General features: G+C 40.9%; 17 protein-coding genes and 1 pseudogene. 3 read left to right on the top strand and 15 right to left on the bottom strand.

Going from position 1 to position 23,436, the window contains the following annotated elements; genetic code table 11:
• Positions 1 to 43 precede the first annotated feature (43 nt).
• The 6 genes from AB3329_RS04500 to ptcA all read right to left on the bottom strand — a co-directional run bounded on the left by AB3329_RS04500 (position 44) and on the right by ptcA (position 12,395).
• The gene (locus AB3329_RS04500; RefSeq protein WP_368394548.1) at positions 44 to 4,375 is read right to left on the bottom strand and encodes a G5 domain-containing protein; all 4,332 of its coding nucleotides are present in this window, start codon (positions 4,373 to 4,375) and stop codon (positions 44 to 46) included.
• 967 nt (positions 4,376 to 5,342) lie between these two features.
• Positions 5,343 to 7,136 (bottom strand): Ig-like domain-containing protein, encoded by a 1,794-nt coding sequence (locus tag AB3329_RS04495; RefSeq protein ID WP_368394547.1) that lies wholly within the window; start codon positions 7,134 to 7,136, stop codon positions 5,343 to 5,345.
• A gap of 352 nt (positions 7,137 to 7,488) precedes the next feature.
• Entirely contained in the window at positions 7,489 to 8,439 is a 951-nt protein-coding gene (gene arcC / locus AB3329_RS04490) for a carbamate kinase (RefSeq protein WP_368394656.1), read from the bottom strand.
• 148 nt (positions 8,440 to 8,587) lie between these two features.
• Positions 8,588 to 9,685, bottom strand: coding sequence for an agmatine deiminase (gene aguA / locus AB3329_RS04485; RefSeq protein WP_368394546.1), 1,098 nt, complete (start codon positions 9,683 to 9,685; stop codon positions 8,588 to 8,590).
• 225 nt (positions 9,686 to 9,910) lie between these two features.
• Positions 9,911 to 11,269, bottom strand: a complete 1,359-nt coding sequence (locus AB3329_RS04480) for an APC family permease (RefSeq protein WP_368394545.1) — start codon at positions 11,267 to 11,269, stop codon at positions 9,911 to 9,913.
• A gap of 112 nt (positions 11,270 to 11,381) precedes the next feature.
• Positions 11,382 to 12,395 carry a putrescine carbamoyltransferase gene (gene ptcA / locus AB3329_RS04475; protein ID WP_368394655.1) on the bottom strand — a complete coding sequence of 338 codons (1,014 nt, stop codon included), beginning with the start codon at positions 12,393 to 12,395 and terminating at the stop codon, positions 11,382 to 11,384.
• 224 nt (positions 12,396 to 12,619) lie between these two features.
• Between ptcA and AB3329_RS04470 the strand changes: the two genes are divergently transcribed.
• Together AB3329_RS04470 and yaaA are read left to right on the top strand one after the other, a co-directional pair.
• Positions 12,620 to 13,576, top strand: a complete 957-nt coding sequence (locus tag AB3329_RS04470; protein ID WP_368394544.1) for a LuxR C-terminal-related transcriptional regulator — start codon at positions 12,620 to 12,622, stop codon at positions 13,574 to 13,576.
• Between the two features lie 68 nt (positions 13,577 to 13,644).
• The gene (gene yaaA, locus AB3329_RS04465) at positions 13,645 to 14,391 is read left to right on the top strand and encodes a peroxide stress protein YaaA (protein ID WP_438272893.1); all 747 of its coding nucleotides are present in this window, start codon (positions 13,645 to 13,647) and stop codon (positions 14,389 to 14,391) included.
• 109 nt (positions 14,392 to 14,500) lie between these two features.
• Here the strand turns inward: yaaA and nrdG are convergent, their stop codons facing one another.
• From nrdG to AB3329_RS04425, 8 genes are all read right to left on the bottom strand, one after another.
• A complete protein-coding gene (gene nrdG / locus AB3329_RS04460; protein ID WP_368394653.1) occupies positions 14,501 to 15,115 on the bottom strand; it encodes an anaerobic ribonucleoside-triphosphate reductase activating protein in 615 nt (204 codons plus the stop codon).
• Positions 15,116 to 15,317: 202 nt separating this feature from the next.
• Positions 15,318 to 15,815, bottom strand: a complete 498-nt coding sequence (locus AB3329_RS04455; protein ID WP_368394543.1) for a GNAT family N-acetyltransferase — start codon at positions 15,813 to 15,815, stop codon at positions 15,318 to 15,320.
• An 11-nt stretch (positions 15,816 to 15,826) separates the two neighbouring features.
• A complete protein-coding gene (locus AB3329_RS04450) occupies positions 15,827 to 16,780 on the bottom strand; it encodes a Gfo/Idh/MocA family protein (RefSeq protein WP_368394542.1) in 954 nt (317 codons plus the stop codon).
• A 386-nt stretch (positions 16,781 to 17,166) separates the two neighbouring features.
• The gene (gene nrdD / locus AB3329_RS04445) at positions 17,167 to 19,365 is read right to left on the bottom strand and encodes an anaerobic ribonucleoside-triphosphate reductase (RefSeq protein WP_368394541.1); all 2,199 of its coding nucleotides are present in this window, start codon (positions 19,363 to 19,365) and stop codon (positions 17,167 to 17,169) included.
• Positions 19,366 to 19,462: 97 nt separating this feature from the next.
• Positions 19,463 to 21,043, bottom strand: coding sequence for a glycosyltransferase family protein (locus AB3329_RS04440; protein ID WP_368394540.1), 1,581 nt, complete (start codon positions 21,041 to 21,043; stop codon positions 19,463 to 19,465).
• Positions 21,044 to 21,189: 146 nt separating this feature from the next.
• Positions 21,190 to 21,489, bottom strand: a complete 300-nt coding sequence (locus AB3329_RS04435; protein ID WP_368394539.1) for a DUF1292 domain-containing protein — start codon at positions 21,487 to 21,489, stop codon at positions 21,190 to 21,192.
• A gap of 55 nt (positions 21,490 to 21,544) precedes the next feature.
• Complete coding sequence (gene ruvX / locus AB3329_RS04430) at positions 21,545 to 21,964, bottom strand: Holliday junction resolvase RuvX (protein WP_368394538.1); 420 nt, start codon at positions 21,962 to 21,964, stop codon at positions 21,545 to 21,547.
• Positions 21,961 to 22,230: an IreB family regulatory phosphoprotein gene (locus tag AB3329_RS04425; RefSeq protein ID WP_067064526.1), complete on the bottom strand. Its 270-nt coding sequence runs from the start codon at positions 22,228 to 22,230 to the stop codon at positions 21,961 to 21,963. The genes ruvX and AB3329_RS04425 overlap by 4 nt, the downstream gene beginning before the upstream one ends.
• Before the next feature lie 263 nt (positions 22,231 to 22,493).
• On the opposite strand from AB3329_RS04425, the gene AB3329_RS04420 reads away from it, so the two are divergent.
• Positions 22,494 to 22,934 (top strand): LytTR family DNA-binding domain-containing protein, encoded by a 441-nt coding sequence (locus tag AB3329_RS04420; protein ID WP_368394537.1) that lies wholly within the window; start codon positions 22,494 to 22,496, stop codon positions 22,932 to 22,934.
• A 302-nt stretch (positions 22,935 to 23,236) separates the two neighbouring features.
• Here the strand turns inward: AB3329_RS04420 and AB3329_RS04415 are convergent.
• Positions 23,237 to 23,436 (bottom strand): annotated as a pseudogene (locus AB3329_RS04415) (IS110 family transposase); the annotation flags it as partial.

Here is a 23,436-nt window from a genome sequence, read left to right as displayed (position 1 = left end):
TTAATAAACTTTTTATGCCCGGTTTATCAGACTTCCCTCATTTTTACTTTTTCCTCTTACGCGGAATATAAGAGAAGCCTAGACCGGCTATTAAAAAGCCTAATAATGCAGCTGGATTTGAAGAGTCTCCAGTAGCAGGGAGGGTCCTGTCAAAGGCTGCTGTTTCTCCTTCTGTTTGGATTGATGAGATCTGATAAGATACTTTCTCTTCCCTTTGAGCAGTTTCAGCTATCTGCTCGGCAGGAACTGCCTGCTGTTCAGCTTTGCTGCCAATTAATACCACTTCATCAATGACTTCGGCCGTTATTTTACTGGATACAAGAACTGAGGATAGCAGATTGCCTTGTTCATCATACATCTCGTGATAAACAAGGGTACGGACCCCATTTTGGCCGACTACCTGAACCAGCTCTTGACCAGCAGGCAAGCTACTATCTTCTATGAAGTATCTGCCGTATGGAATCGTTTCAGTCACGGTTCTCACAACAGGAGCGGTCTGCCTGCTTCTAGTTCCCACCATAATGATTTCATCAACAGGTTCGACTGTAACAGAAGAGTTAATGACTTCAGTAGAAATAATTTCTCCTGTACGGTTGTCAACCACATCACGGTAAACAGTTACTTCTACTCCGTAAGCACCTGCAGTCTGAAGCCTGCTTTCCCCAAGAAACAGCTCAGCTGTTTCTTGAACAATACTTGTGTACGGAAGACTCCTTGTTTCGATACGCTCAACTGCTGACATCAAGGCTTTAGCTCCAATAAGAATAATCTCATTGACTGGTTGCTGTGTAACAGTAGTGGAAACCAAAACTCTGTCACCTAAAACACTGGCATCATCTGTATCACGTATTTCGCGGTAAATCAGTACTCTCTCACCGTCAACACCAGCTGTATCCATCACTGTTTCTCCGTCAAAAAGGCTATCAGACTCAATGTAGACAGTTTCAAATGGAATAATCTCTGTCTCAACGATACCTACAGCGGTACTTGTATTTGTGCCGATGCGAACCACTCGGGCGAAAGCCGGTGCCAAAACTGTTTCTTCTGTATAGGTATAAACAGTATCATCTGCGAGCATTACCGGCATATTAGCATAACTATAGGAAATATCGGCAGTCAGCGTCTCATTTGCCGAGGAGAGATAGTGGTAAGTCTTTGAGGCAACGAGATTCTCTCCGTTCGTGGTGATGTAATCTCCGCGCTGTAATCCTAAGACCCGGTTATTATCATTGGCATCTTCCAAATTCTCCAAAGTAAAAAATCTTGTTTTTAAACTTGGATAAGGGTCATAAACATTAATATCACCTCTGGCATCGTAAACTGTGTTATTAATACCGACAGCATATGTATCAACCTGTTTTATCCCGTCCTGCCCTTCAGCATCAACAATCATTTCTCCGGCAGCTAAATTACTGTCATTAATATAGATTGTCTCACGCTCAAGCGTTTCGCTTATTGAAGAAATCAGGGACGGATCCTCTGTTGAAAAGCGTTCAACAGCTAAATTATATACTCTGCTGTTTAACTCGCCTGCAGGATTGGCTTTTTCTATTTTTGCTGTCTCATAAACTGTATTACCATTAGCATCCGAAGCTTCTTCGACCGGATTGACATTTATTTCTGTCCGAGATGTAAATGTGTTATTGTCAATATAACGAATCACAGAAGTCGAAGTCAAAACGCGCATCGGAAGATTTTGACCTCTGGCATGGTAACTGATATCAGTAATACTGATATCGTTATTCAGAAAGACAAACGGCTGAGTATAACGCAGTGTACTTGGCAAATTCGATGCTTGAATAGAAGTATTTATTGCCAGATGGTTAACCGCCGGCTGAACAGTCGGACCGTTTAACCCTGAAACTTGAATCAAGGGCTTTTGCATCCCTGCATTAGAAGTATAAGACTGATTAACACTGCCAAAATCAAAAGTATTATCTTTTATGACAATCCCTTCTGCATTTGTTGCTATGCTGACAGGAGCTACCGTATAAGTGTTGCCGCTAACATTGGTATTGCCAAAATTGAATTCATTATTTTCAATAACCAGAGAACCTCTGAACTTATCCTGATAGGCATAATCCTTATCATCAATGTCCCTGATAAGCGTATTCATTATGTCTTCTGAGATATGGATAGGTGAAAGACTTTTATCCGGTTCACCAGTAACTGTCCCGACATTCACCTTGTTGCCGCTGATATTCACAGCTCCCGATCCGTAGCCTAAACCATTGGCAAAAGCAGTAGTGTCAGTCTGACTGCCGGAATTATTAAGATTGTCATTGGCACTGCTAATAATTTTTAAAATGGTGGATGCGCTGTCGCCTTGAATCGTATTATTATTAATATTAAGAAGGTAATCTAAATAAGGCTCCTGCATCCGCACCATGACAGCATTAGTCACATAATTTTCCCCATTGGACAAGGTCCCCGATGCATCTAATCCTTGAATGATATTATTACTGATCTCAAAGTAACCAACACTGCCGTCTTTGCTTAAGTCTCCGGCTTTTTCATTTGTCTGAAGATGAATAGCTTCATATTGTTTATAATCTGAATTTGATGAAAAACTGCCATCAGCTGTCAAATCATTTTGAGCTAAGCGGTTGTCCTTATCCTGAGTCACGACATTGTTTCGAATAATCACATTTTCCATAGGATAGGTCCTGTTATAAACTGATATCCCCAGCAGCCTGTCCCCATAAGAAATGTTATTTTCAATCAAGATATAATCACCGTCATGAATATCAAATCCTTTTCGGTAATTATATGTTGACACATTATCACGGAAAACAATTTGAGAGTTATAAGAACCGGCAGAAGATGCAACACCATAGCCTGTACTTCCGCTTAGATAATGACCGTTCTCTGAAAGTGTAGTCCCTTCAACAAGAAAACTTGTTTGGTAGGCAAATTGGACTCCGGCAACTCGATTAGTATGTAAATTACTATTGATGACTTTATTATTAACGCCTAAATGAAGGCTGTCAAAACTGTAGCCTTCTGCATTATGGCTGACTAAATAATTAACTGACCGTAATTTAGTCGTCCCAAAATTTTTCCCATTCCACGTATCGGCATCCAGCTGAATATTCGATACACTATTATAGGATGATGTGAAATAGATACCGGCCTTATTTGCTCCGAATGCCTCAACATTATCCACTGTAACATTACTGGAATCATCTATTTGAATGGCATTAACTTTACCATAGTAAGGCATCCCTTTAACATAAAAACCATCATTGCCGTTGCCAAAAGCTTCATCTAAACCTTTAATTGTTACAGATAAATCTTTAATAATAAAACCGTCAAGTCCTTCAACTAAAACGACTGCATGGTCACGGCTGTCAGTATCATTGTCATCAGAATTCCAAGGTTCTCCAAGCTGAACAAGATTGGTACGAATATCTGTACTTCCCGCTCCGTCCCCAAATAGAGCCGTTACATTTGAAAAGTCAGAATCAATCTTAATTTGATTGAAGCCCCCATCTTGTTTATAAATTGGAAGGATAACCCCCATTTGGACAGTACCATCTGCCGCTACATAGGAGATTAAACCATCGCTGTCCACTGCCAGCTGTTTGTATTCCGATTCTGTTATACTCTTGGTATCATTTATTCCGGAAATCGCTACTCCGTTTACAAGATAGGAAATGCCGTCGCCATAAGTACGCAGCTCATAGTGATCAATCACACCTTGTTCCCGAGCGACATTGACAACACCTGTTAATTTAACTGCAACACCTGTATAGTGGTTCCCATCAGCATCCTCCATAATGATATCGTTAGCAGCTGCTAAGGCTTTGTTAATAGCTGCTGTATCGTCTCCGCTGTCTTGGACATTTAAACCAAAATCGATAGCATCAATATAGTACCATTGGTTGTTTTCATCATATTTTACAGTATAAGCATTTTCGGAAGCAGGCTGACTAACAACTGTCCGATTATCAGCAGTTACAGCATTAAGGAGTTTAACAGAGGTATTTTCCCCGGAAATAACAGGAGCGGCCTTTTCTTGGAGAGCAGCTTCATCAGCTGTATTGTGGGTGTTCAAAACTTCTGAAGATCCTGTGTTAAAAGAGGCAGGCAGCACTGAGACAGTGTCAGCAGTGCTGTCACTCACTGCTTCGGCTGTTTTCTGATCTGTAGATACTAGGTCAGACACTTCAGGAACTGTTATTGTTTCCGAATTTTCGGCAGCTCTTTCGGTCTCAGATGCATAGACAGCAGATGCTACAGTATCAGTCGGAATATTTTCTGGATTTTGGGTCACTTCAGCACTGACTGTGCTTACATTGGAAGGCAGGATTACAGCAATTGCCCCGATAGAAACAGCCACCCAGTATTTTTTAACTTTTCTTAGTAGTTTCACTTTTGCCCTCTAATTTTCCCCATTTAATCTCTATTAAAAAATTAGATAGTTGATTTTTTCATTTTATCTCATAAAAAAAGATTAGACTGAAGACAAGGGGTTAGAAATTCTCTAACATATTTTCTTGAGTTTGGCGGTATAACATGAAAAGAGGCAACTTTACATCTTTGTCTCTTCACAAAGAAAATTCTATAAAGAATGTCTTCAATCTAACCTTACTAGATTATTCTATCATTAACATTATAAAATTTCAACAACTTAATTTAAAATTAACAAAAAACACATTTGTTCAACTGTGCAACTCCTTATTAGCTTTTCACTTTAGCATCATAAACGACTAACAATATTATATACCCCCCTGTAAAGTCAAGGGATTTGAACTTTTTTTCAAATGAAATAACATTTAAATCTTATTTATTGTTCAAAATAGTCATCAGCTGCTTTTTTAATCAGGACTTCGACCTTCAAGACGGCTGCTTATGCAAGCACTTTTCTTTTTAAAGCTTTTTCTAATAATTGAATACACCCTAAGGGCTATGCAGTGACATCATCCAGTGGATGATGTCAGCCCGAACCTAGAAAAGGGAGAGTAAGGGGGCTGGAAATCAGTATCGTTACCTAGTTACCGCCAGCCGTAAACGTCTGAAGGGCGATTTTAAAAATAGGCCTTAATGTTTGTTATAGTGTTATGTGCAAGACGCAGTAGCCTAGTGGCACTTTATTCACTTTTTCAAAGCTTTAAATTGCCTACTAGGCTTTGCGGGGGTGGGACAACGAACTTTCTGGTCTGGGGTTCTGTCCCACTCCCTAGTCGTTCTGGCAGGGGGCGCAAACGAAATCATAGATTTCTGGCTTACCGCCATTTTTTTGCTCTTTTGACGGGCTTTGTGTCTTAATAAAAAAAGAATCCGAGTTTTTAACTCAGATTCTTCTTCATTAGATACTTTAACTGCTGTTCTCTCTTATTTTAGGCTTCTTTTTTACGATTGACCAAGAACAATCCTGCTACGGAAAGTACAGCAACGCCTGCTAAAATAACAACTGTATTTTCCTGCTCACCTGTGCTTGGCAGTTTTTTCTTACCCTTGCCGCCTTTATCTGCACTTGTGCTTGTAACCGGGGCAGGTGTTGTATTAGTGCTCGATTCTTGGCTGTCGGCAGGCGTAGTTGTTTCTCCTGAAGTCGTAGTCGTTGTGCTAGTTGTTGTCGGACTTTCTGTTGTCGTGGTCGTTGTAGTCGTCGTGCTAGTTGGATCAGCTGTGGTCGTTGTACTTTCTGTTGTAGACTGAACAGTAGTCGTTGTAGACTGTGTAGTTGTTGTCGTTGTCGTGCTAGTCGGAACAGCTGTGGTCGTTGCACTTTCTGTTGTAGACTGTGCAGTTGTCGTCGGACTTTCTGTTGTCGTCGCTGCAGCCGTTGTTGTTGATGCTGCGGTAGTGGTCGTAGTAGGGCTTTCTGTCGTTGTTGCTTCTGTAGTGGTCGTCGTCACAACAGGTTCGTTAACAATATCCCTCGACACAGATTTGTCACTGCCAAAATCATTTTCTGAAATTTTAATCGGTTCAGCTAAGGGCTGGTAACCATCAGGGGCTTGTATTTCTGTGATCGTATAGTCCCCTTTTAGCAGACCAGTAATAGTCACATTGCCCTCTGAATCAGTTCCATAATCACCAAGGACTTCACCGTTAGCATCGCGTGTTACTCTGAAAATAGCGCCTGAAAGAGCAGAACCATCAGCAGCTGTTTTACGCAGATTAATAGAATAAACATAACCTTCTGCACTGCCGCCGGCTTCTTTATAAGTTTCTCGGTAATTGACACGGGCTAATTCAGTCCCGTTTGCTACCAGAATGGCCCTGTTGAAAAAGTTTTCCCCATCTGCCGGCTTGTAAGACGGTACAACATCATAAGTGAGATAATATCCATCTTCTGGATTAATATTCCCAAAATCAATAGAGAATCCCCTGCCGTCTTCAGTATAATTAACTGTAAAGTCACTGGTCACATCAATTCCGTTTTGAAAGACCCAGCTTCCGTTCTGTGCTACCCAGGTTCCTTTTTCAATTTTTAATGTCTCAGGCAGATAGCTGACTCCGACTGACTGTAAACTGTCCGTCACAACAGCTGATAAAAGGCCAACACCGGCACGGTTAATCGGCACTTGATAGTGAATAACATCGTCAGAGCTGATCCAGCCAGATTTTGTCAGTGTTGTCTGCCTTGCCTCTCCGACACCGTTATACTCTACAGAACCTGCATCAAATGTTTTGCCTTCTATATCCATCACAACCGGGACTGTCCCTGCTTGCGTCACCACATTGTGGTTAACATAAGCATAGAAAAAGAATGATCCTGTTATGTCTGAATGAGTTTCCACATAGTCTGTGTAAGTCAGTACAACCTGTCTGCTGGAAGGGTCGATCACTGCATTTGCTACAACATTGCCATCAGTATCACGAATTTCAAATGCTTTTGAGTCACCAAAGGCTAGGTTCGTCGGCAGATGCATCGTTGTGGTGTCTCCAGCTTTTACTTGGCCGTTCGGCAGGCTGAAATTAGCATTAATCCTAAATCTTTCATAACGATTTAAGCCATGGTCTAAAACAACCCCGCGTTCATCAGTAATACTTAAGGATGTAATGACATTATCCTGAGCTGCAGCAGAGACTTGCTGACTTTTAAGCCAAAAGCCAGCAAGCAGAAGTGCTGACATAAATAGCAGAGATGCCACTGCTGTCATTAGCTTGCTTTTTTTCATCATAAACCTCTTTTAATTAATGTTTATTACTATTATACCGCTCTGTACTTCGTATATAGCGTTAAAATTATATCTCAATTAAAGGTTTTTGTCAACATTCTCAGAGTTCTTTTATTTCCATTATTGTAAAAACTCTTCATCTGACTTGAAAACAAAGCTAACAGCAGTGATATCAGTTCTTTAGCCACTGGATTAGCTGAATATCTTTGCTATATGCCTAATGTTTGTTGCGACTTTTGAACCCTTTCTTTACAGAAAAAACGGATATTTATTAGATAAAAATGACATCTCATAGAGACAACAGGTTTAAATTTGAAGGATTGAAGGATTATAGGAAAAATCAATGAGAAATCGGTTATTCTCCCTTAACAATGACTGTTCCTGACCCTGTAAAAATATTGGCTAGATTATCTAAGGAAGTGATGATTGCCTGTGCTTGGGGATGTGACTCAACAAAGGCCATGGCAGCCTCTACTTTAGGCAGCATACTGCCTGATGCAAACTGCCCTTCAGCAATATAGTCTTGGAGTTCATCGATTGTTACTGTCTCCAGTTTCTTTTGCTTGGGGGTATTAAAATTAACATAGACATGCGTTACACCAGTCAAGAGAATAAATAAATCAGCAGCAATTAAATCAGACAGCAAGCTGCTGGCAAAATCTTTATCTACTACGGCCTCAATACCGGATACATTCCCTGTTTTTTGATCTTCAACAACCGGTATTCCCCCGCCGCCGGCTGTAATAACAATGGTACCGGCTTCAAGAAGCTTTTTAATAGTAGCCGTTTCTTTAATGCTGATCGGTTTGGGTGAGGGAACGACTTTACGCCAGCCTCTGCCGGCATCTTCCTTGAAAATATCTTTTGTTTTCTCTTGCTGCTCAGCTGCCTCCTCTTTGCTTAAAAAAGGACCAATTGGTTTTGATGGGGCAGTAAAAGCCGGATCATTAGGGTCTACAACAATTTCGGTAACAAGTGAGGCAACATTTTTATCAATTCCCTGACGGTTTAACTCATTAATAAGAGCTGTTTGCAGCCAGTAACTGATGCTGCCTTCTGTCATGGCGACTAAAGTATCTAAAGGCATGGCTGGATTTTCGGGGGAATCTGCAGCTTTCTGCTGCAGCAAAAGATTACCGACTTGCGGTCCGTTGCCATGAGTGATAATAATGTCATCCCCGTTTTTAATAAAGTCCACCAGATGCTTTGCTGTATTGGCCAAAGCCTGCTGCTGTGCCTCAGCTGAGCTGTCAGCAGACAAAATCGCATTCCCCCCTAAAGCAATAACAATTCTTCGTTTTACCATCATTTTCTTCTCTCTTTTATTTTTTAAGTAAGGGAAGCAGGCGGTATGCTAAATTTTTAGAGATTAGGTATCAAATAGCCTGCTGATTGTCATGAGAAACATTGTAAAGAATTAGTGAGACCTTAAAAGCTTGCAAACTGTCCTTTTCTCAAATTTTAGGCTGATGCTGAGTAATACAGTGAATATTACCGCCGCCATAAGCAATTTCTTCCGTTCTGACACCGACTACACTGCGGCCCGGAAACATAGCCGCAACTTGCTGCATAGCCAGTCCATCATTTTCGTCACCATATTGAGGTAAAATAATACCGCCATTAACAATCAAAAAGTTCATATAGGAAGCAATGGACAGCTCACCTTCTTTGCGCGGCAGGGTTCCCTCAACAAAATCAATTGTATCTGCTCCCTTAAGATAGCACGGTTTTTGAGTAACACACAGTTTATGCACTTTGAGCTGACGGCCTTTAGCGTCTACGGCGTTGATCAAAGTTTGATAGGCTGCCTGAGCTTCTGCATAAAAAGGGTGATTCTTATCTTCTGTGTAGATACAAGCTACTTCTCCAGGTTTGATAAAACAAGCCACATCGTCAATGTGCCCATTTGTTTCATCAGGGTCTATGCCATCTTTGATCCAAATAATTTTTTCGAGATTTAGATGCTCTTTCAGTTTATCTTCAATAGCAGCTTTACTCATATGGGGATTGCGCCCTTCACTCAGCAAGCACATTTCAGTCGTAATAAGTGTTCCTTCGCCATCTACAGTAATAGAGCCGCCCTCCAGCACAAAGTTATCTGTTCGATAGGAATCCACACCTTCAATTTCACAAATTTTCTGTGCCACTTGATCATCCTTGTCCCAAGGAAAATAAAGTCCGTCAACTAAACCGCCCCAGGCATTAAAAACCCAGTCATTAGCCCTCAAATCCCCTTTATCATCAACCAGAAAGGTTGGACCACAGTCCCGCACCCAAGAATCATCTGAAGCCATTTCAACCAAACGTATCTCTGCCGGCAGTTGTACTCGGGCATTTTGATACTGGGCGGCACTGACACACATTGTTACCGGTTCAAAGCGGCTGATTGCTTTAGCAACATTAACAAAGGTTTTCTGAGCTGGCTTTGCACCGTTTCGCCAGTTGTCCGGCCGTTCCGGCCAAATCATCCAGACTTGCTGCTGTTCTTCAAATTCTCCCGGCATCCGGAAGCCATCTTGCTTGGGAGTTGTATTTAATACACGTTTTGCCATAATCATTTTCCTCCAAATAAGATACAAAGCCCGTCAAAAGAGCAAAGCAAAAATAGGAGCCTGACCGCCGAGTCACTAAAGACTCAAGGGAGGGCTGTCTTTTTTGCACAGCTCTTAGGGCGTGTTCAGTTCAAATAAGATACAAAGTTCCTTATAATAAGATGAGCCGGCAAGTGTGGCACGGCAGCTCTTTTAAGTTTTCAGGCCGCTTCTTTATTTTGTCCATTATTTTTTTATTTTTTTAATCAGGATAATGACTTCTCCAGCGAGGATAAAAATAATCGAGCCGATGGTAATCGGCAGCTGAGAAGCTAGGGTGGCAGAATCAAAGGATAGAGGCAGTGCTGTAAAAATAAGAGAAATGATAATTAACAGCATGGGCACAATAACCAAGAATTTTAACAGAAGTTTGCTGCCACCAACTTTAAAAGGACGAGGATGATCGGGATCGATCCTTCTTAATTTATAAAAGGCCGGAAAGACTGGTACGTAAGACAGTAAAAACATCACTAAATTCAGTGAGAAAAAGGACCAGAATAAATCCTGATTAGGCAGCAGCGGAGCCACAGCCACAACCAAACTGGCAACTAAACCATTAGCAATTGCTGCGCCAACAGGCATATTGTTTTTTGTACTTCTTTTAGCAAAGAAAGCCGGCATATCTCCGTTTTGTGCTGCATAGGATGCTGTATTGTTAACTCCCAGAGACCAAGAAATCATATTGCCAAAAAGGGTCAGCAGGAATAAAAAGGCCATCAGGATAATAAACCAGCCTGTACTTGAACCAGTCAGCAACTGAAAGCTATCCATCATGCCGCTGCTTGTAGAAATTTCCTCTACAGGAATAGCAACACCAATACCAAAGGCAGAAAAGATATAGATAGCCGCAATCACCAAACCTGCTACAATAATCGACTGAGGAATTTGTTTTTTAGGATTTTCCATATCATCTGCAAAGGTGCAGATAACTTCAAAGCCCAGCAGATTAAAAATGATAACAGAGATATAAGACAGACTGTTCAAATTAAAAGAAGGCATCAGAGAAGCAAGCGTCATTTCATTTGCCATTCCTTTAGTGAAAGCAACATAAAGTCCCAGTCCACCGACCAATAAAGCTAAAATCATCTTGATGAGGGCCACTCCGTTTAAAATCCAGATACTGTCACTCACCGGATAAAAACTAATCCAGACAATAAGCCAAATAAACAGCAGCTCTAAAACCAGCGCTGATAATGCTGTAAATTGAAAACCAGTAATAGTGGTCACTAAACCAGGTGTCATAACAGCCAATGAAGCCAGCCAGAGAGGATAATTAATCCAGTAATACCAAGAAACCCGCGATCCCCATTTATGACCGAAAGCCTTCGTTACCCAATCGTAGATACCGCCTTCTCCAATATAGCTTGTCCCTAACTCAGCAGCAATTAAGCCGTAAGGAAGGAGAAAAGCCAGTAGAAGGAAAGTCCACCAAAAGAACTGGGAATTTCCAATCGCAGCTACCGGAGCAGCTGCCTCAGCAACAAAAACTACACAAATAACAGACAGTACCGCACTGAACAAACTAAATTTTTTCTTTTTTCCCATAAAATTGTCCTTTCCTGCAGCTTGAAGGAGAAGGTCAGGGGATGTGCTGACTTTTAACAGTAGTTAAAACAGCAAATTCTCTGCTATTTTCCTTTACAGCTGTTTGGACTGCTTATGACAGCAGCTCTTCCAGCTCTAATTTAGCTTTATTCTGTTTTGCTGTATCATAAGGATTTCGCTGTGCAAAATCCCGCATCAAATATACCAATAAACCGCGAATTGAAGTCAGGCGGTTTTCTGCCTGATCAAAGCAGATAGACTGCGGACCGTCAATAACTTGATCTGTCACTTCTTCACCCCTAGTGGCAGGCAGGCAGTGCATAAATTGACACTGGCTGCCGGCTTTATTTAAGAGGGTCTGATTGACTTGATACTTAGGATAAAAAATTTGCATACGCTCCTCTTCTGACAGTTCAGCCTCATATAGGCCGTACCACACGTCAGTATAGAGAAAATCGGCTCCTGTAACGGCTTCTTCATTATCCGTGACAGTATACCGGCCTTCGGATTGTGCACAAATATCATCTAATACAGCCCTATGCTTCTCGTTTAGCTGGAAACCTTTCGGGCCGAAATGAATGAATTCCATTCCCATTTTAGTTGTTATCAAGCCAAGTGAAAAGCAGACCTGAGTCGCATCGCCTACAAAGACAACCTTACAGTCTTCTAATTTTTTACCGGCCGGTAAATGTTCCAGTATCGTACATAAGTCGCCGAGCTCTTGAGTCGGATGATTATAGTCTGACATCCCGTTAATCACCGGAACAGAGGCACAGCGCGCTAAATCAACAACACTTTGATGGCGCTCTACACGCGCCATTAAAATATCATCTAAACGGGATAAAACAGTGCTTGTATCTTCAATTGTCTCATGGCCGCCGAGCTGAATCTGCCCGGGAGCCAGATACTGGGCATGCCCTCCAAGCTGCGTCATTGCTGTTTCAAATGAAACACGCGTTCGGGTGGAAGACTGCTGAAAAATCATGCCTAGCGTTTTATGCCTGAGCAAGGGAGGATAATAACCGTTTTTAATGCAGACCTTAATCTTAAGAGATAAATCAGCTATGCTCAGCAGCTCCTCTTTGCTGAAGTTTTCTGTTGTAATATAATCTGTTTTCGTCATAATCACTGCCCTCCTATTACATCAATTGACAACTTTCAGCAAGAGTATACAGCTAATGAGAAAGCGTTTACAATAATCTTTGAGATCTAATCTCAAAATACAGAAAAAGGCTAATCCAAGAAAGGGTTTACAAAAGGTTTAGACCAAGGTTTATAAGGTTCAACCTAAAGAGTTTATTTGTCTGTGATATAATTTAGGTAGTAGTAAAGGATAGGAGGTGATGCTGTATGACTTTGATTTACATTTGTAATCTTTTGCTGACTATTCTGTATGCTATCACTCTGGCACTGTGTTTCCATAACTTCCTTTTTGAGCGGAACCAGCGTATCAAGAAAATACTGTTGGCCTTAGCCGTATTCTTTATCTTTTTTACTCTGGATAATTGGATCATTTCCATGACAGAGCTGATTGCTTCCTTTGAAAAATATTATAATCAAACCTTTTCAGGACTTTCCTTTATTAAAACCGTCATTTTTCTTGTAAGAAACTATTGCATGCTCTTAATAATCAGGCTTTTGCGGCAGGAAAAACCGCTGACTGCTGACTATAGCATATTGGCAGGAAATGCTGTCTGGATGCTTATCATGCCTCTGTTTCCTAGTTCACAAATACAAGTCTATCTCTACTATCTGCCCAATCAGCTGTTTTTAGCTTATTATGGATTTTTAGCTGCCCAAAAAAGTACAGTCTCTGTCAGTCAAGTCGGACAAAAATATTTGAAGAAGATAGCTTTGCTGATGGCTCTGTCTGCCTTTTTCATTTTCTTAGAGGACAGTTTTGTGATTTTTAATATCGATAATTACGATCGTCTGGATATGCGCATTCAAAACCGCAATTTTTCCGAAGTTCTCTTTTCCGTTTGTGCCAGCGTTTTTACCATTTACTATCTGATAAGAGACTATCCTCTCTATAAGCAGACAGAAAAAAGGAAACTCTCTGAAGAAGAACAAGCTAAGCGCTATATCGATGCTTTTTGTCAAGACTACCAGCTGACTAAAAGAGAAAAAGAAATTTTTCTGCTCCTCCTTGAACATCGGCATAATCAGGAAATTGCAGATGCCTTATTTTTATCTTTAGGAACAGTAAAAACCCATATTCACAATATTTATGTCAAACTAAATGTCAACAGACGTGAGGCTATCAGCCAATTGTATGAGCAGTACTGCCAAAAAACAAAAGACTGACATGCCCGTTCTTTATATCTGAAAGCAATTATTTGACAAGCCTTACCGCTGATTTTTATAATAGAGCTATGTTGACATTTTTAATCCCCACAGCAAAAGAAATGGCTGCTCCTGAGCAGACCTATCCACACCATGCTTCAGTTAAAACACAAACCCTCATTACATATCTCAGCAAAAAATCCCCTGAAGAGCTGGCTGAGCTGTACCAAATCCAGCCGGCTGCTGCCCTTCTTGAATTTGAACATTGGCAGGCTGCCCAAACAGGGAAAGCTGCTGCCTACCCTGCAATTGAATTATTCAATGGACTCATGTACCGTCAGATTAAAACTGACTTTACTGCCAAGCAGGAGAGGTTAAGCCGTGTTTATATTACCTCAGCTTTATATGGGGTAATTCCCGCTGAACAGCCGATTGTCCCCCACCGCTTAGATTTTAACCTGAAATTAAAGATTGAGGACTCCTCTTTAAAAAATTATTGGCGCGCTGAATATGACCATTTTGCTCAAAAACAGGATATTATCATCTCTCTGATCTCAGCTGAATTTACAGCTGTTTTCTCACCTGAGCAAAGAAAACAGTTTATCAGCCTTGAGTTCATGGAAGAAAAGGGCGGGCACTTAAAAAAGCATTCAACCATTTCTAAAAAAGCACGCGGACAGTTTTTAACTCAGGCCCTTAAGAAAAACTGCCAAACTGTAGAAGAACTCAAAGGATTAAATTTTTTTGGCTTTTCTTACTGTCCCCATTTATCCACAAACAAACAGCTGGTTTTTATCAAAGCAGCAGCTGCTTCCAATATGCAAAAAACCACCTAAAACAAGGCCATTTTAACCTTATTTTAGGTGGTTTTTATATTTCAGTAAAAATATCGTTTACAGAACTGAATTGTCAACAGGCTGTGGAAATTTATTCTATGGGATACTATCAAATAAGCTTATCACGGCTGACCTGTTCGAAGTTTTCTTCACCGTCATTAAGTTTGTCCCAAATAACAACCTGTCCAGCCTCCAGAGACTTTTGAACATCAATAATCCGTTGATTAGATGACCCACGAAACTGCAGCATCAGGTTCTTTTTCTTTATATCAAAACGTCCATCGACTAAGATATCAACCAAACGAAGCATTTCAAGCTTATCAGGTGTTTCTTCCATTAATTCTTCCCAGGTATAACCGGTCCAAGACCAGATATCCTTTGCAGGAAGTTCTCTGCGGACACGCTTAATAAGCTGCAAAAGGATACCAGTATTTAAGAAGGGTTCACCGCCAAGAAGCGTCAGCCCCTGAACATAAGGCTGGGCCAAATCCTCCATAATCTGCTCTTCGAGCTCCTGCGTATAAGGAATGCCGGCTTTAAAAGACCAGGTTGCCGCATTATAGCAGCCCTGACAATGAAACATACAGCCAGAGACATACAATGAATTTCGAACCCCTTCACCATCGACAAAGTTAAAAGCCTTATAATCGATAATGCGCCCCTGACTCAATTCTTCTGATTTCCACTCTTTTGGCTTCGGAGTATTCCAAGTTGCCTCACTCACCACCATCACCTCCTTATAACAAGATACAAAGGCCGTGAAGAACGCAAAAGGAAAATAGGGGACTGACTGATGAATCATAAAGATTCGAGGTCAGGCTATCTTTTTCCCGAAGCGTTTAGGCCGTGTTCAATTCCAACAAGATACAAAGGTCATCTAAAGCTCACAGCAAAAATAGGAGACTGACCTCCGGATGGCTACTGCCTTATAAATGAATCCAGAAACGTTCTACCGCTTCTCTTGTATCTTCGTAAATGCCGCCGTTAGCCAATATAATTTTTTGGCTGGCATCATTAGTTTTATGACAGGTCACGAGTACCGGATTGATATTTTTCTTTCCAGCTTCTTTCAGGCCTAAGCGCAGCTGCTCTTTAGCATATCCTTTGCCGCGCTCGGACGGGCGAATCGAATAACCAATATGGCCGCCCTGATTGAGCAAATAATCATTAAGCCGCAAACGTAAATGCAAAAAGCCTAAGGCTCTGCCAGTTTCGTCAAAAGAAACAAACTGGATAGCCGGTACAAAATGCTCTGGGATATTAATTCCCATCTCACTTTGCAGGTTATTTTCCAGCCAATTATCATAATCAAAGCTGTCAGCCTCCCAAAAGCCGCCATCATGCACTGATCCGGTTTGGCTAAATTCTGTCATTAAATCTAAAACAGCTTCTTTATCTGCTTGATTGGGGCGTCTGAGCTGCATACCTACCCTTTCTATTTTGGTAAAATGACACTGAGATTTCCAGAATTATGTGCAGACCGATTAATTTGATCGCAGATCCAGTGACTGAGTAAACTTGACTGCTCCTTTACAGGATTGTCAAAATCCTTGACACCTTCTTTACAGTCTTTGAGAACTTGTAAAAAGCTATCAACAGCTCCCTCAAACCCCCTTTTATAAAGAGTTGACGCCCAAGACCCGAAAGCTTTGCTATAGATCTCATCACCTTGGTAGATTGACAGCTCTGTCAAGTTAACTAGGCTGTATGTCCCTTGTGGACATTGTATTTCAATATTTTCTTTACGAGAACCTGCCTGCAAATTCATAGAAGCCTCCGCAAATTCGGCCTTACTTTCAAGAATAACCTTAACTTGAATCAGTTTGTCATCTTGCTTCTTGCAACTGAAATAACCGCTTACCGGCTGCTGATCCATAAGGAAAAGAACTGTATCCAAAGGATGAATAAAAAGATCAAAGAGCTTATACTGGAAATCAGCCGGTGCATTGACATCGTTTTTGCTAGCGATAATCTGAGTTTTATTTGAAACAGTTTTCATTTCAGCAATTCTAGGTGCAAAACGCCGATTAAAGCCTGCCATCAAAAATGTCCCATTTTTTGCTGCCAAATCATAAAGAGCTTTACTGGTCTCATAAGACTCCGTCAAGGGTTTATCCATGTACACCGGAATACTGCGTTTGAGAAAAAGCTCTGCTATTGTCCTATGAGCCTCAGTCGCCGCATGAACAAAAACACCATCTAAGGGAGCCCTTGCCAGCTCCTCCAAGGAATCATAGCCTTTGGCCTGACCAAAGAGAGCCGAGGTCTCCTCTAACACCTTTTCCTTTCTGGTAAAGAGATGCCAGTAAATCCCGGAAAGCTGGCGCATATAAGGCAAATAAGCTTTCTGTGCAATTCCGCCTAAACCAACAATTCCAATATTAAGCATCGCAGTCTCCTCATCTTTTTGTGCTTTCGCCTGAAACAATCTTAGGCCTTGCTTGCTGTATATACCTATATGTTGAAATTCCAGCAAAGACACCCGGGCAGGATTTTTTGTCTGGTTACACGCTTCTGTTCTCTGTCTTTTTCTAGATAAGAAGGGTCTGGGACAAAAATCTCCCAGACTCTGACAAGATATTCTTTATTAAAACACAGCAGTTTACTGGGAACCCTCATCCCTTGCTAAGCAAAAGTTAGGAAACCTCCTCCAGTCAGAGAAGCCCATCCGGCAGGTAATTTCAAGCTGTATTTAATTTAGAAACAGGACAGCAGGCCAATTTTTTATGCCAGCCAAGCCTTCATACTCTTTTTCCGGATGTCCAAATCGCTTGTTTATTGGCCTGGATTTTTAATCGTCGAGCCATTCATATGTTTAACTCGTGCCGAAATTTCCTTATGACGGCCGTTAACCATCGGACGGGCCTGCGGGTTGCCTAAATAACCACAGGTGCGCTTAACGACATCGACCGTTTTGGGATCGCAGTTTCCACAGTTAGGACAGGTAAAACCGCGCTCAGTTGGCTGAAAATCTCCTTCAAAACCGCATTCATAACATTTATCAATTGGTGTATTTGTTCCAAGATAGCCTACCCGATCATAGGCATAATCCCAGACAGCTTCCAGCGCTTTAGGATTTTGCTGCAGCACAGGGTACTCGCAGTAATGGATGAAACCGCCAGTTGCTCCGGCTTCTGGATACACTTTTTCAAAATCTAACTTTTCAAATGGTGTAGGATTTTTTCGCACATCGTAATGGAAAGAGTTGGTGTAATATTCCTTATCTGTAATGTCAGTCACTGGACCGAATTTCTCAAGATCCAGACGACAGAAGCGATCTGTCAGACTTTCTGACGGCGTAGAGTAAACAGAAAAATGGTAATCATATTCATCTGACCAGTCATTACAGTAATTCTTCATAGCTTTGACAATATTAACCGTAAAGGCTTTGGCCTCAGGATTATTTTCCCAATTACCGCCGTAAAAGACCGTAGCAACTTCATAAAGTCCGATATAACCGAGAGAAACGGTCGCACGACGATGTTTAAAGAGCTCATCAACATTATCATACTTGCCAAGACGCTGACCGAAAGCACCATATTGGTAAAGGATAGGGGCATTTGAAGGAGTTGCTTCTTTTACACGTTCAACACGGTAAACAAGAGCATCTTTGGCAATCCCCATCCGTTCATTAAAGATTTCCCAGAACTTGTCCATATCACCATTTGCTTCCATGGCAATACGCGGCAGATTGACAGTCACAACACCCAAATTCATACGGCCGGAGTTGACTTCATTGCCCTCTTCATCTTTCCAGCCTTGCAGGAAAGAGCGGCAGCCCATAGGAACCTTAAAAGAACCTGTTAAATCAACAATTTTATCATAGGAAAGGACATCCGGATACATCCGCTTAGTTGCACATTCAATGGCTAACTCTTTAATGTCATAGTTAGGCGTTCCCGGCTCTAAATTCAGGCCGCGTTTTAAGGTAAAAATCAGTTTAGGGAAAATAGCTGTTCTGTGTTCGCTGCCAAGCCCTTTAATACGAATATTGAGAATTGCTTTTTGGATTTCACGTTCAAACCAGGATGTCCCCAGACCAAAACCAAGTGAAGTGAAAGGTGTCTGACCATTAGAAGTAAACAAAGTATTAATTTCATATTCTAAGGACTGCATAGCATCATAAATATCTTTTTTCGTTTTGGCACGCGCATACTCTTGACGCTTATCTTCCAGCACCCATGCTTCTGCATCCCGAAGATGTTTTTGATAATTGAGCTCAGCGTAGGGAGCCAGCGTTTCATCAATACGGTCAGCTGAACAACCGCCGTACTGGCTGGAAGCCACATTGGCAATAATTTGCGAAATCTGTGCTGTCGCAGTTTGGATAGATTTAGGACTTTCCACCTCTGCATTGCCGATTTTAAAACCATTGGCCAGCATTCCCTTAAAATCAATCAGACAGCAGTTTGTCATCGGTGTATAAGGACTGTAGTCTAAATCATGATAATGAATGTCCCCCTTTTGATGGGCATTGGAGACATGAGGCGGCAGCATTTTCAGACCGAGCGACTTTCCGACAATGCCGGCAGTAAGGTCACGCTGGGTATTGAAAACATCGCTGTCTTTATTGGCATTCTCATTAACGACAGTTTGATCTTTATTAATCAGCTTATCAATCGTAAAATTAATATCTGTAGCCTGAGAACGCTCAAAATCACGCTGAGTCCGGTAATTGATATACTCTTTGGCAATAGCATATTCACCTGCAGCCAGAAGCTCATGCTCAACAATATTCTGGATTTCATAGATTTTGATATCATCACTAAAACGCTCGTAAATCTCAGCTATGATGCGATCTGATATTGCCTCTAACTTAGCTTCTACAAGCGGCGAAATTTTTGTCACAGTATTGCTGGCTTTTAAAAGCGCACTATAAATTTTATTAGCATCAAAAGCTACCAGACGGCCATCACGTTTGATGACTTTAATACTTGGCTGCGTAACAATTTTTTCTTTTTCCAGTGTAATCATATCTTTTCTCCTTACTCGTCTATTATAACACGCAGCAAAAAAAAATCAATATGTTGTGCCGATTTTTTTATTTAGACACAACATATTGATTTTTTTCTTATTTTATCTGGTAGACAGTAAAGGCAGAGAGACCATCCATAGATAGGGCTTCATAATTAGCAAGCAGGTGATTTCTCAAAGTCTCAGATATGGTCTGACTGTTATTGACAACGACATAACTGGCCCCATTTTGCAGCAGCTCATCTTCTAAAATTTTGGCATTGGATGCCTTTGCTGTGTAGACGGTCGGTGAGGAAAACTGCGAACTGCTGTTTAATTCTCCGGCCAAATAAATACCGGCTGTCCTATCCCAGACATAGACAGTTCCATCATCAGATACCGCTTTTTTAAGGTATTTGGCAACAGTATGACGCTCCTGATGCGTACGGTAGCTGATCGCATACGATCCTAAAGGCAGAGCAAAAGCCAGCAAAATAACCAGCAGGGGCAAATAGGCATGGCGGGCGAAAAAAAGCCCAAAGACTTTACCGGTACCTGTTGCTTTTTTACGGCGGTGCGACCTGCGTCTGCGCTTTGCCTGATAAGCTCTGTTAATCCATAAAGCTGTTAAGATAAGGCCAAAAGGCAGAAGACTCAGTAAATGATAAAACTGAAAATCCTGAGCAAGACAAGCCATTGTGATTTCACACAAAAAGACCAGCAAAATCAGCCATTTAATCACCTTATCTTCTGACTGCTTGTCTAATTCTTTAGGCAGAGCAAAAACTCCGAGAAGAAGACCTGAAGCAAGAACTAAAAACAGCTGAAAAAGCAGAGACAGCCACAGGTTGGCATTCCCGCTGGCAAAGAAAGTAAACTGATAGATAACAGCCTGTGCAATATAAGCTGATAAAATTTGAAGATTTAAAAGGAAATAGACAGCAAAATAGATGACTAAAATGACACCGAAAATAATGCATAAAAGCTGATAAAAGCCTCTGGCCATATGCCTCTGTGCTAAATTATAGACAGCAATAGTCAAAAAGGACAGAACCCAGAAGACCAAAGTCCTAGGCTCAAATAAAATAGAGAGTGCTCCGGCAAAGCCATACAGAATAAACGCTTCATCTCTAATTATTCCCGCAAAGTACTTAGTCAGAAACCAGAGACCAATCAGTACAAAAGGCATCGCCCACTGTACAGGGTACAAACCTCCAAAACCCAGTGTCCCGTTTAAAAGGTAAAAAAGACAGATAAAACTGTAGGCTACTTCCGCACTGGCAGTTAAAAATCTAATAATTTTATAAAGATAAATACCTGAGATATACATGGCTAAAAACTGTACAGGAATTAACCAGACAGTCGATCCTAAAAGATAGCCTAAAGCAATAAGGACATAATAAAAGAAACCACCTGTTGCAAAAATATCAGTGTAAGGAAGTTCCCCCTTTGTCAGCATTAGGCCAGTGTAAAGATTTTGTGACTGAACATTGTTTGCCAAATCAGCAAATAAGGGCAGAGCCACTGTACACACAGCCAAAATGAGGCTGAACAGCAAGATAGAAAATTTATACTTGTTTAAAACCTTGGTATTTGGCTTTTTAGATTTAGCAACAGATACCTTCTTCTCTGGTTCTTTCTGATCATAACGCTCAACACGGCTGTATATCTTGTTAGCCAAGTCATTTTCTTTTGGCATTACTCTATGTCTCCTTGATTAGTCTACTTCCAGTATATCAAAATATGCGGTATAGTCAATTTATCATAGAGCTGAGACACAATCCTTCTCAGCAATAAAAAAAGAGCTATGCTCTTCTCAAAATTGATAACTGCTGAAAATACCGATTAATTATCATCTAAAAAACTGTTAAAGACTTCCTCAATCATATTCCATTCAGCCTCTGAATCTTCCGGAATCGGCTGCAGGTCCCCTTCTGTTCCATCCTCATTTTCGGTGTAGGAGTAAGCCTGAATTTCAATTTCATCCTGATCAGCTTCTTCTGCACCGGCCGGAACTAAGAGAACATAATTTTTTCCAAACTCTTCCTGTCCGTCAATGGTCAGCAAAATTTCAAATAAAGTCTCATTTCCCTGTTCATCAACAAGTGTAATCACTTCATGCTCATGCTTATGGTTATGCGCCATTCATTTCTCCTCAATTCTATCTGTTTTTAGATTTAAAAGTCATCCGGTTCCAGTCTTAATAGTTACGATCAAGATAATTCTGTAAAATCAGCTGAGCAGCAATTTTATCAATGACTTTTTTTCGTTTCCCGCGGCTAAGATCAGCTTCCTCAACCAGCATCCGTTCCGCCTGCATAGTAGTCAGACGCTCATCTTGATAGTCAACCGGGAGCTTAAATAAGCTTTTTAGCTGATCACCATAGGCTCTGCTGGCTGCAACACGCGGACCGCTAGTATTATTCATATTTTTGGGAAGACCGATGACAAATTTATCCACCTTATATTCTTTTACTAACTCATTTAATCGGTCAAAACCAAACTCCCCTGCTTCTTCATTGATTTTAATAATTTCCAGACCTTGAGCTGTCATGCCCAAAAGATCGCTGACCGCGACTCCAACTGTTTTCGAACCCACGTCGAGACCCATTATTCTCATTTCAGATCAATTCCATTTCCTTGGAGATAATAACGAACCAATTCCTCAACAATTTCATCTCGTTCATACTTGCGAATCTGATTTCTGGCATCATTATAACGCGGCACATAAGCAGGATCGCCGCTCAATACATAACCAACAATCTGGTTAATCGGATTATAGCCCTTTTCTTCTAAAGAACGGTAAACTGCTGTCAGCGTCTCACTGATTTCTTTTTTATTACTATCATCTAAGTTAAAGCGGACAGTCTCATCTGTAAACCCCATACTGACACCCTCTTTCTAAATAACTTTATCCTTTATTATAACTTATTCCCGGCAATTAAACAAGATTTTAATACTGAAATACAGGCTTTTTCGAGCTAAAATGGAAAAAAATGAAAAAAAGGATAGCCTCCTCACCTTAGCCCTTTATATCCGTGTCATTTCTCATAAAATAAGCCACTTAGCCGCTTAAAACGGCCACTTGTCCTAAGTTCCTAGAAAAACCTCCTAAAATCAACTATACTAATTACAAAGGAGGACTGAAAATGAAACTTGAAATCATTAAAGATCTAAGTCTCAAAGAGACATTTATTAAAATCTATCTCAGTCATATTAATCCTAAAAATCAGAGAATTATTGATTTTATAAAGCAAGATTCTGACTGTAATTACCTTTATGGCAGCCGGAACAGCAAAATTTATCTGCTGGAACCTGACCTGATTGTCCGATTCTACACAGAAAATAAAAAAGTCTTTATTGAAACAGCGCAGTCAATTTATCAGTCTAAATACCGTCTTTATCAGTTAGAAGAACTGCTTCCTGAATATTTCATCAGAATCTCCTATAGTGAAATTGTCAATATCAAACAGATTAAAGAACTCAATCTCAGTTTTAAAGGCACCATACAAGTTATTTTTAAAACTGGCCAAAACACTTTCGTTTCCCGCCGTTCTATCCCTAACTTTAAAAAAGCACTGGGACTTTAATGCTAAAATACTGCACGATTTTTGTTAAATTGAACACACCCTAAGAGCTGCAGGCTGACAGAGGGGCGTCTGCGAAATCAAAGATTTCGGGCCTACACGTCTGAAGGCTTTGTCGTCCTGGCAGGGGTGCGCAGACGAAATCAGAGATTTCTGGCTTACCATCATTTTTCTTTTGTTCTTTTCACGGGCTTTGTATCTTGATGAATTGATTACGCCCTAAAAGCTCGGAAAAAAGTTGTCTTTCCCTCGTGTTTTACAACACATCGGTTGGGCCCCGCTTTTTTAACGGACTTTGTATCTTAATAGGCTTCGCGGTACTTCTTGATTTTGTTGGGCTGTTCCACCAAGACTTCAACCTTTAGAGCTTTTAAATCGCTGTCTTCATGAAAGAACATGGCAGGGTGAAAGCTATAGAGGCTGGTGGCTTCCATGCCAATGACGATGCGTTCAAAATCGTACACTTCATTGAGTTCAAGAATCTGCTTCTTGATTTTAGAAGCAC

It is taken from the genome of Streptococcus huangxiaojuni (genome assembly GCF_040930515.1).
Lineage (GTDB): Bacteria > Bacillota > Bacilli > Lactobacillales > Streptococcaceae > Streptococcus > Streptococcus huangxiaojuni.
Note: the sequence above shows the minus strand (reverse complement) of the source record. Positions and strands in the feature narration are given on the sequence as shown.

Excerpts from the sequence above, each read along its gene's own strand:
- AB3329_RS04495 (WP_368394547.1), bottom strand. The coding sequence starts at position 7,136 with ATGATGAAAAAAAGCAAGCTAATGACAGCAGTGGCATCTCTGCTATTT.
- arcC (WP_368394656.1), bottom strand. The coding sequence starts at position 8,439 with ATGGTAAAACGAAGAATTGTTATTGCTTTAGGGGGGAATGCGATTTTG.
- aguA (WP_368394546.1), bottom strand. The coding sequence starts at position 9,685 with ATGGCAAAACGTGTATTAAATACAACTCCCAAGCAAGATGGCTTCCGG.
- AB3329_RS04480 (WP_368394545.1), bottom strand. The coding sequence starts at position 11,269 with ATGGGAAAAAAGAAAAAATTTAGTTTGTTCAGTGCGGTACTGTCTGTT.
- AB3329_RS04470 (WP_368394544.1), top strand. The coding sequence starts at position 12,620 with ATGACTTTGATTTACATTTGTAATCTTTTGCTGACTATTCTGTATGCT.
- yaaA (WP_438272893.1), top strand. The coding sequence starts at position 13,645 with ATGTTGACATTTTTAATCCCCACAGCAAAAGAAATGGCTGCTCCTGAG.
- AB3329_RS04455 (WP_368394543.1), bottom strand. The coding sequence starts at position 15,815 with ATGCAGCTCAGACGCCCCAATCAAGCAGATAAAGAAGCTGTTTTAGAT.
- AB3329_RS04450 (WP_368394542.1), bottom strand. The coding sequence starts at position 16,780 with ATGCTTAATATTGGAATTGTTGGTTTAGGCGGAATTGCACAGAAAGCT.
- nrdD (WP_368394541.1), bottom strand. The coding sequence starts at position 19,365 with ATGATTACACTGGAAAAAGAAAAAATTGTTACGCAGCCAAGTATTAAA.
- AB3329_RS04440 (WP_368394540.1), bottom strand. The coding sequence starts at position 21,043 with ATGCCAAAAGAAAATGACTTGGCTAACAAGATATACAGCCGTGTTGAG.
- AB3329_RS04435 (WP_368394539.1), bottom strand. The coding sequence starts at position 21,489 with ATGGCGCATAACCATAAGCATGAGCATGAAGTGATTACACTTGTTGAT.
- ruvX (WP_368394538.1), bottom strand. The coding sequence starts at position 21,964 with ATGAGAATAATGGGTCTCGACGTGGGTTCGAAAACAGTTGGAGTCGCG.
- AB3329_RS04425 (WP_067064526.1), bottom strand. The coding sequence starts at position 22,230 with ATGGGGTTTACAGATGAGACTGTCCGCTTTAACTTAGATGATAGTAAT.
- AB3329_RS04420 (WP_368394537.1), top strand. The coding sequence starts at position 22,494 with ATGAAACTTGAAATCATTAAAGATCTAAGTCTCAAAGAGACATTTATT.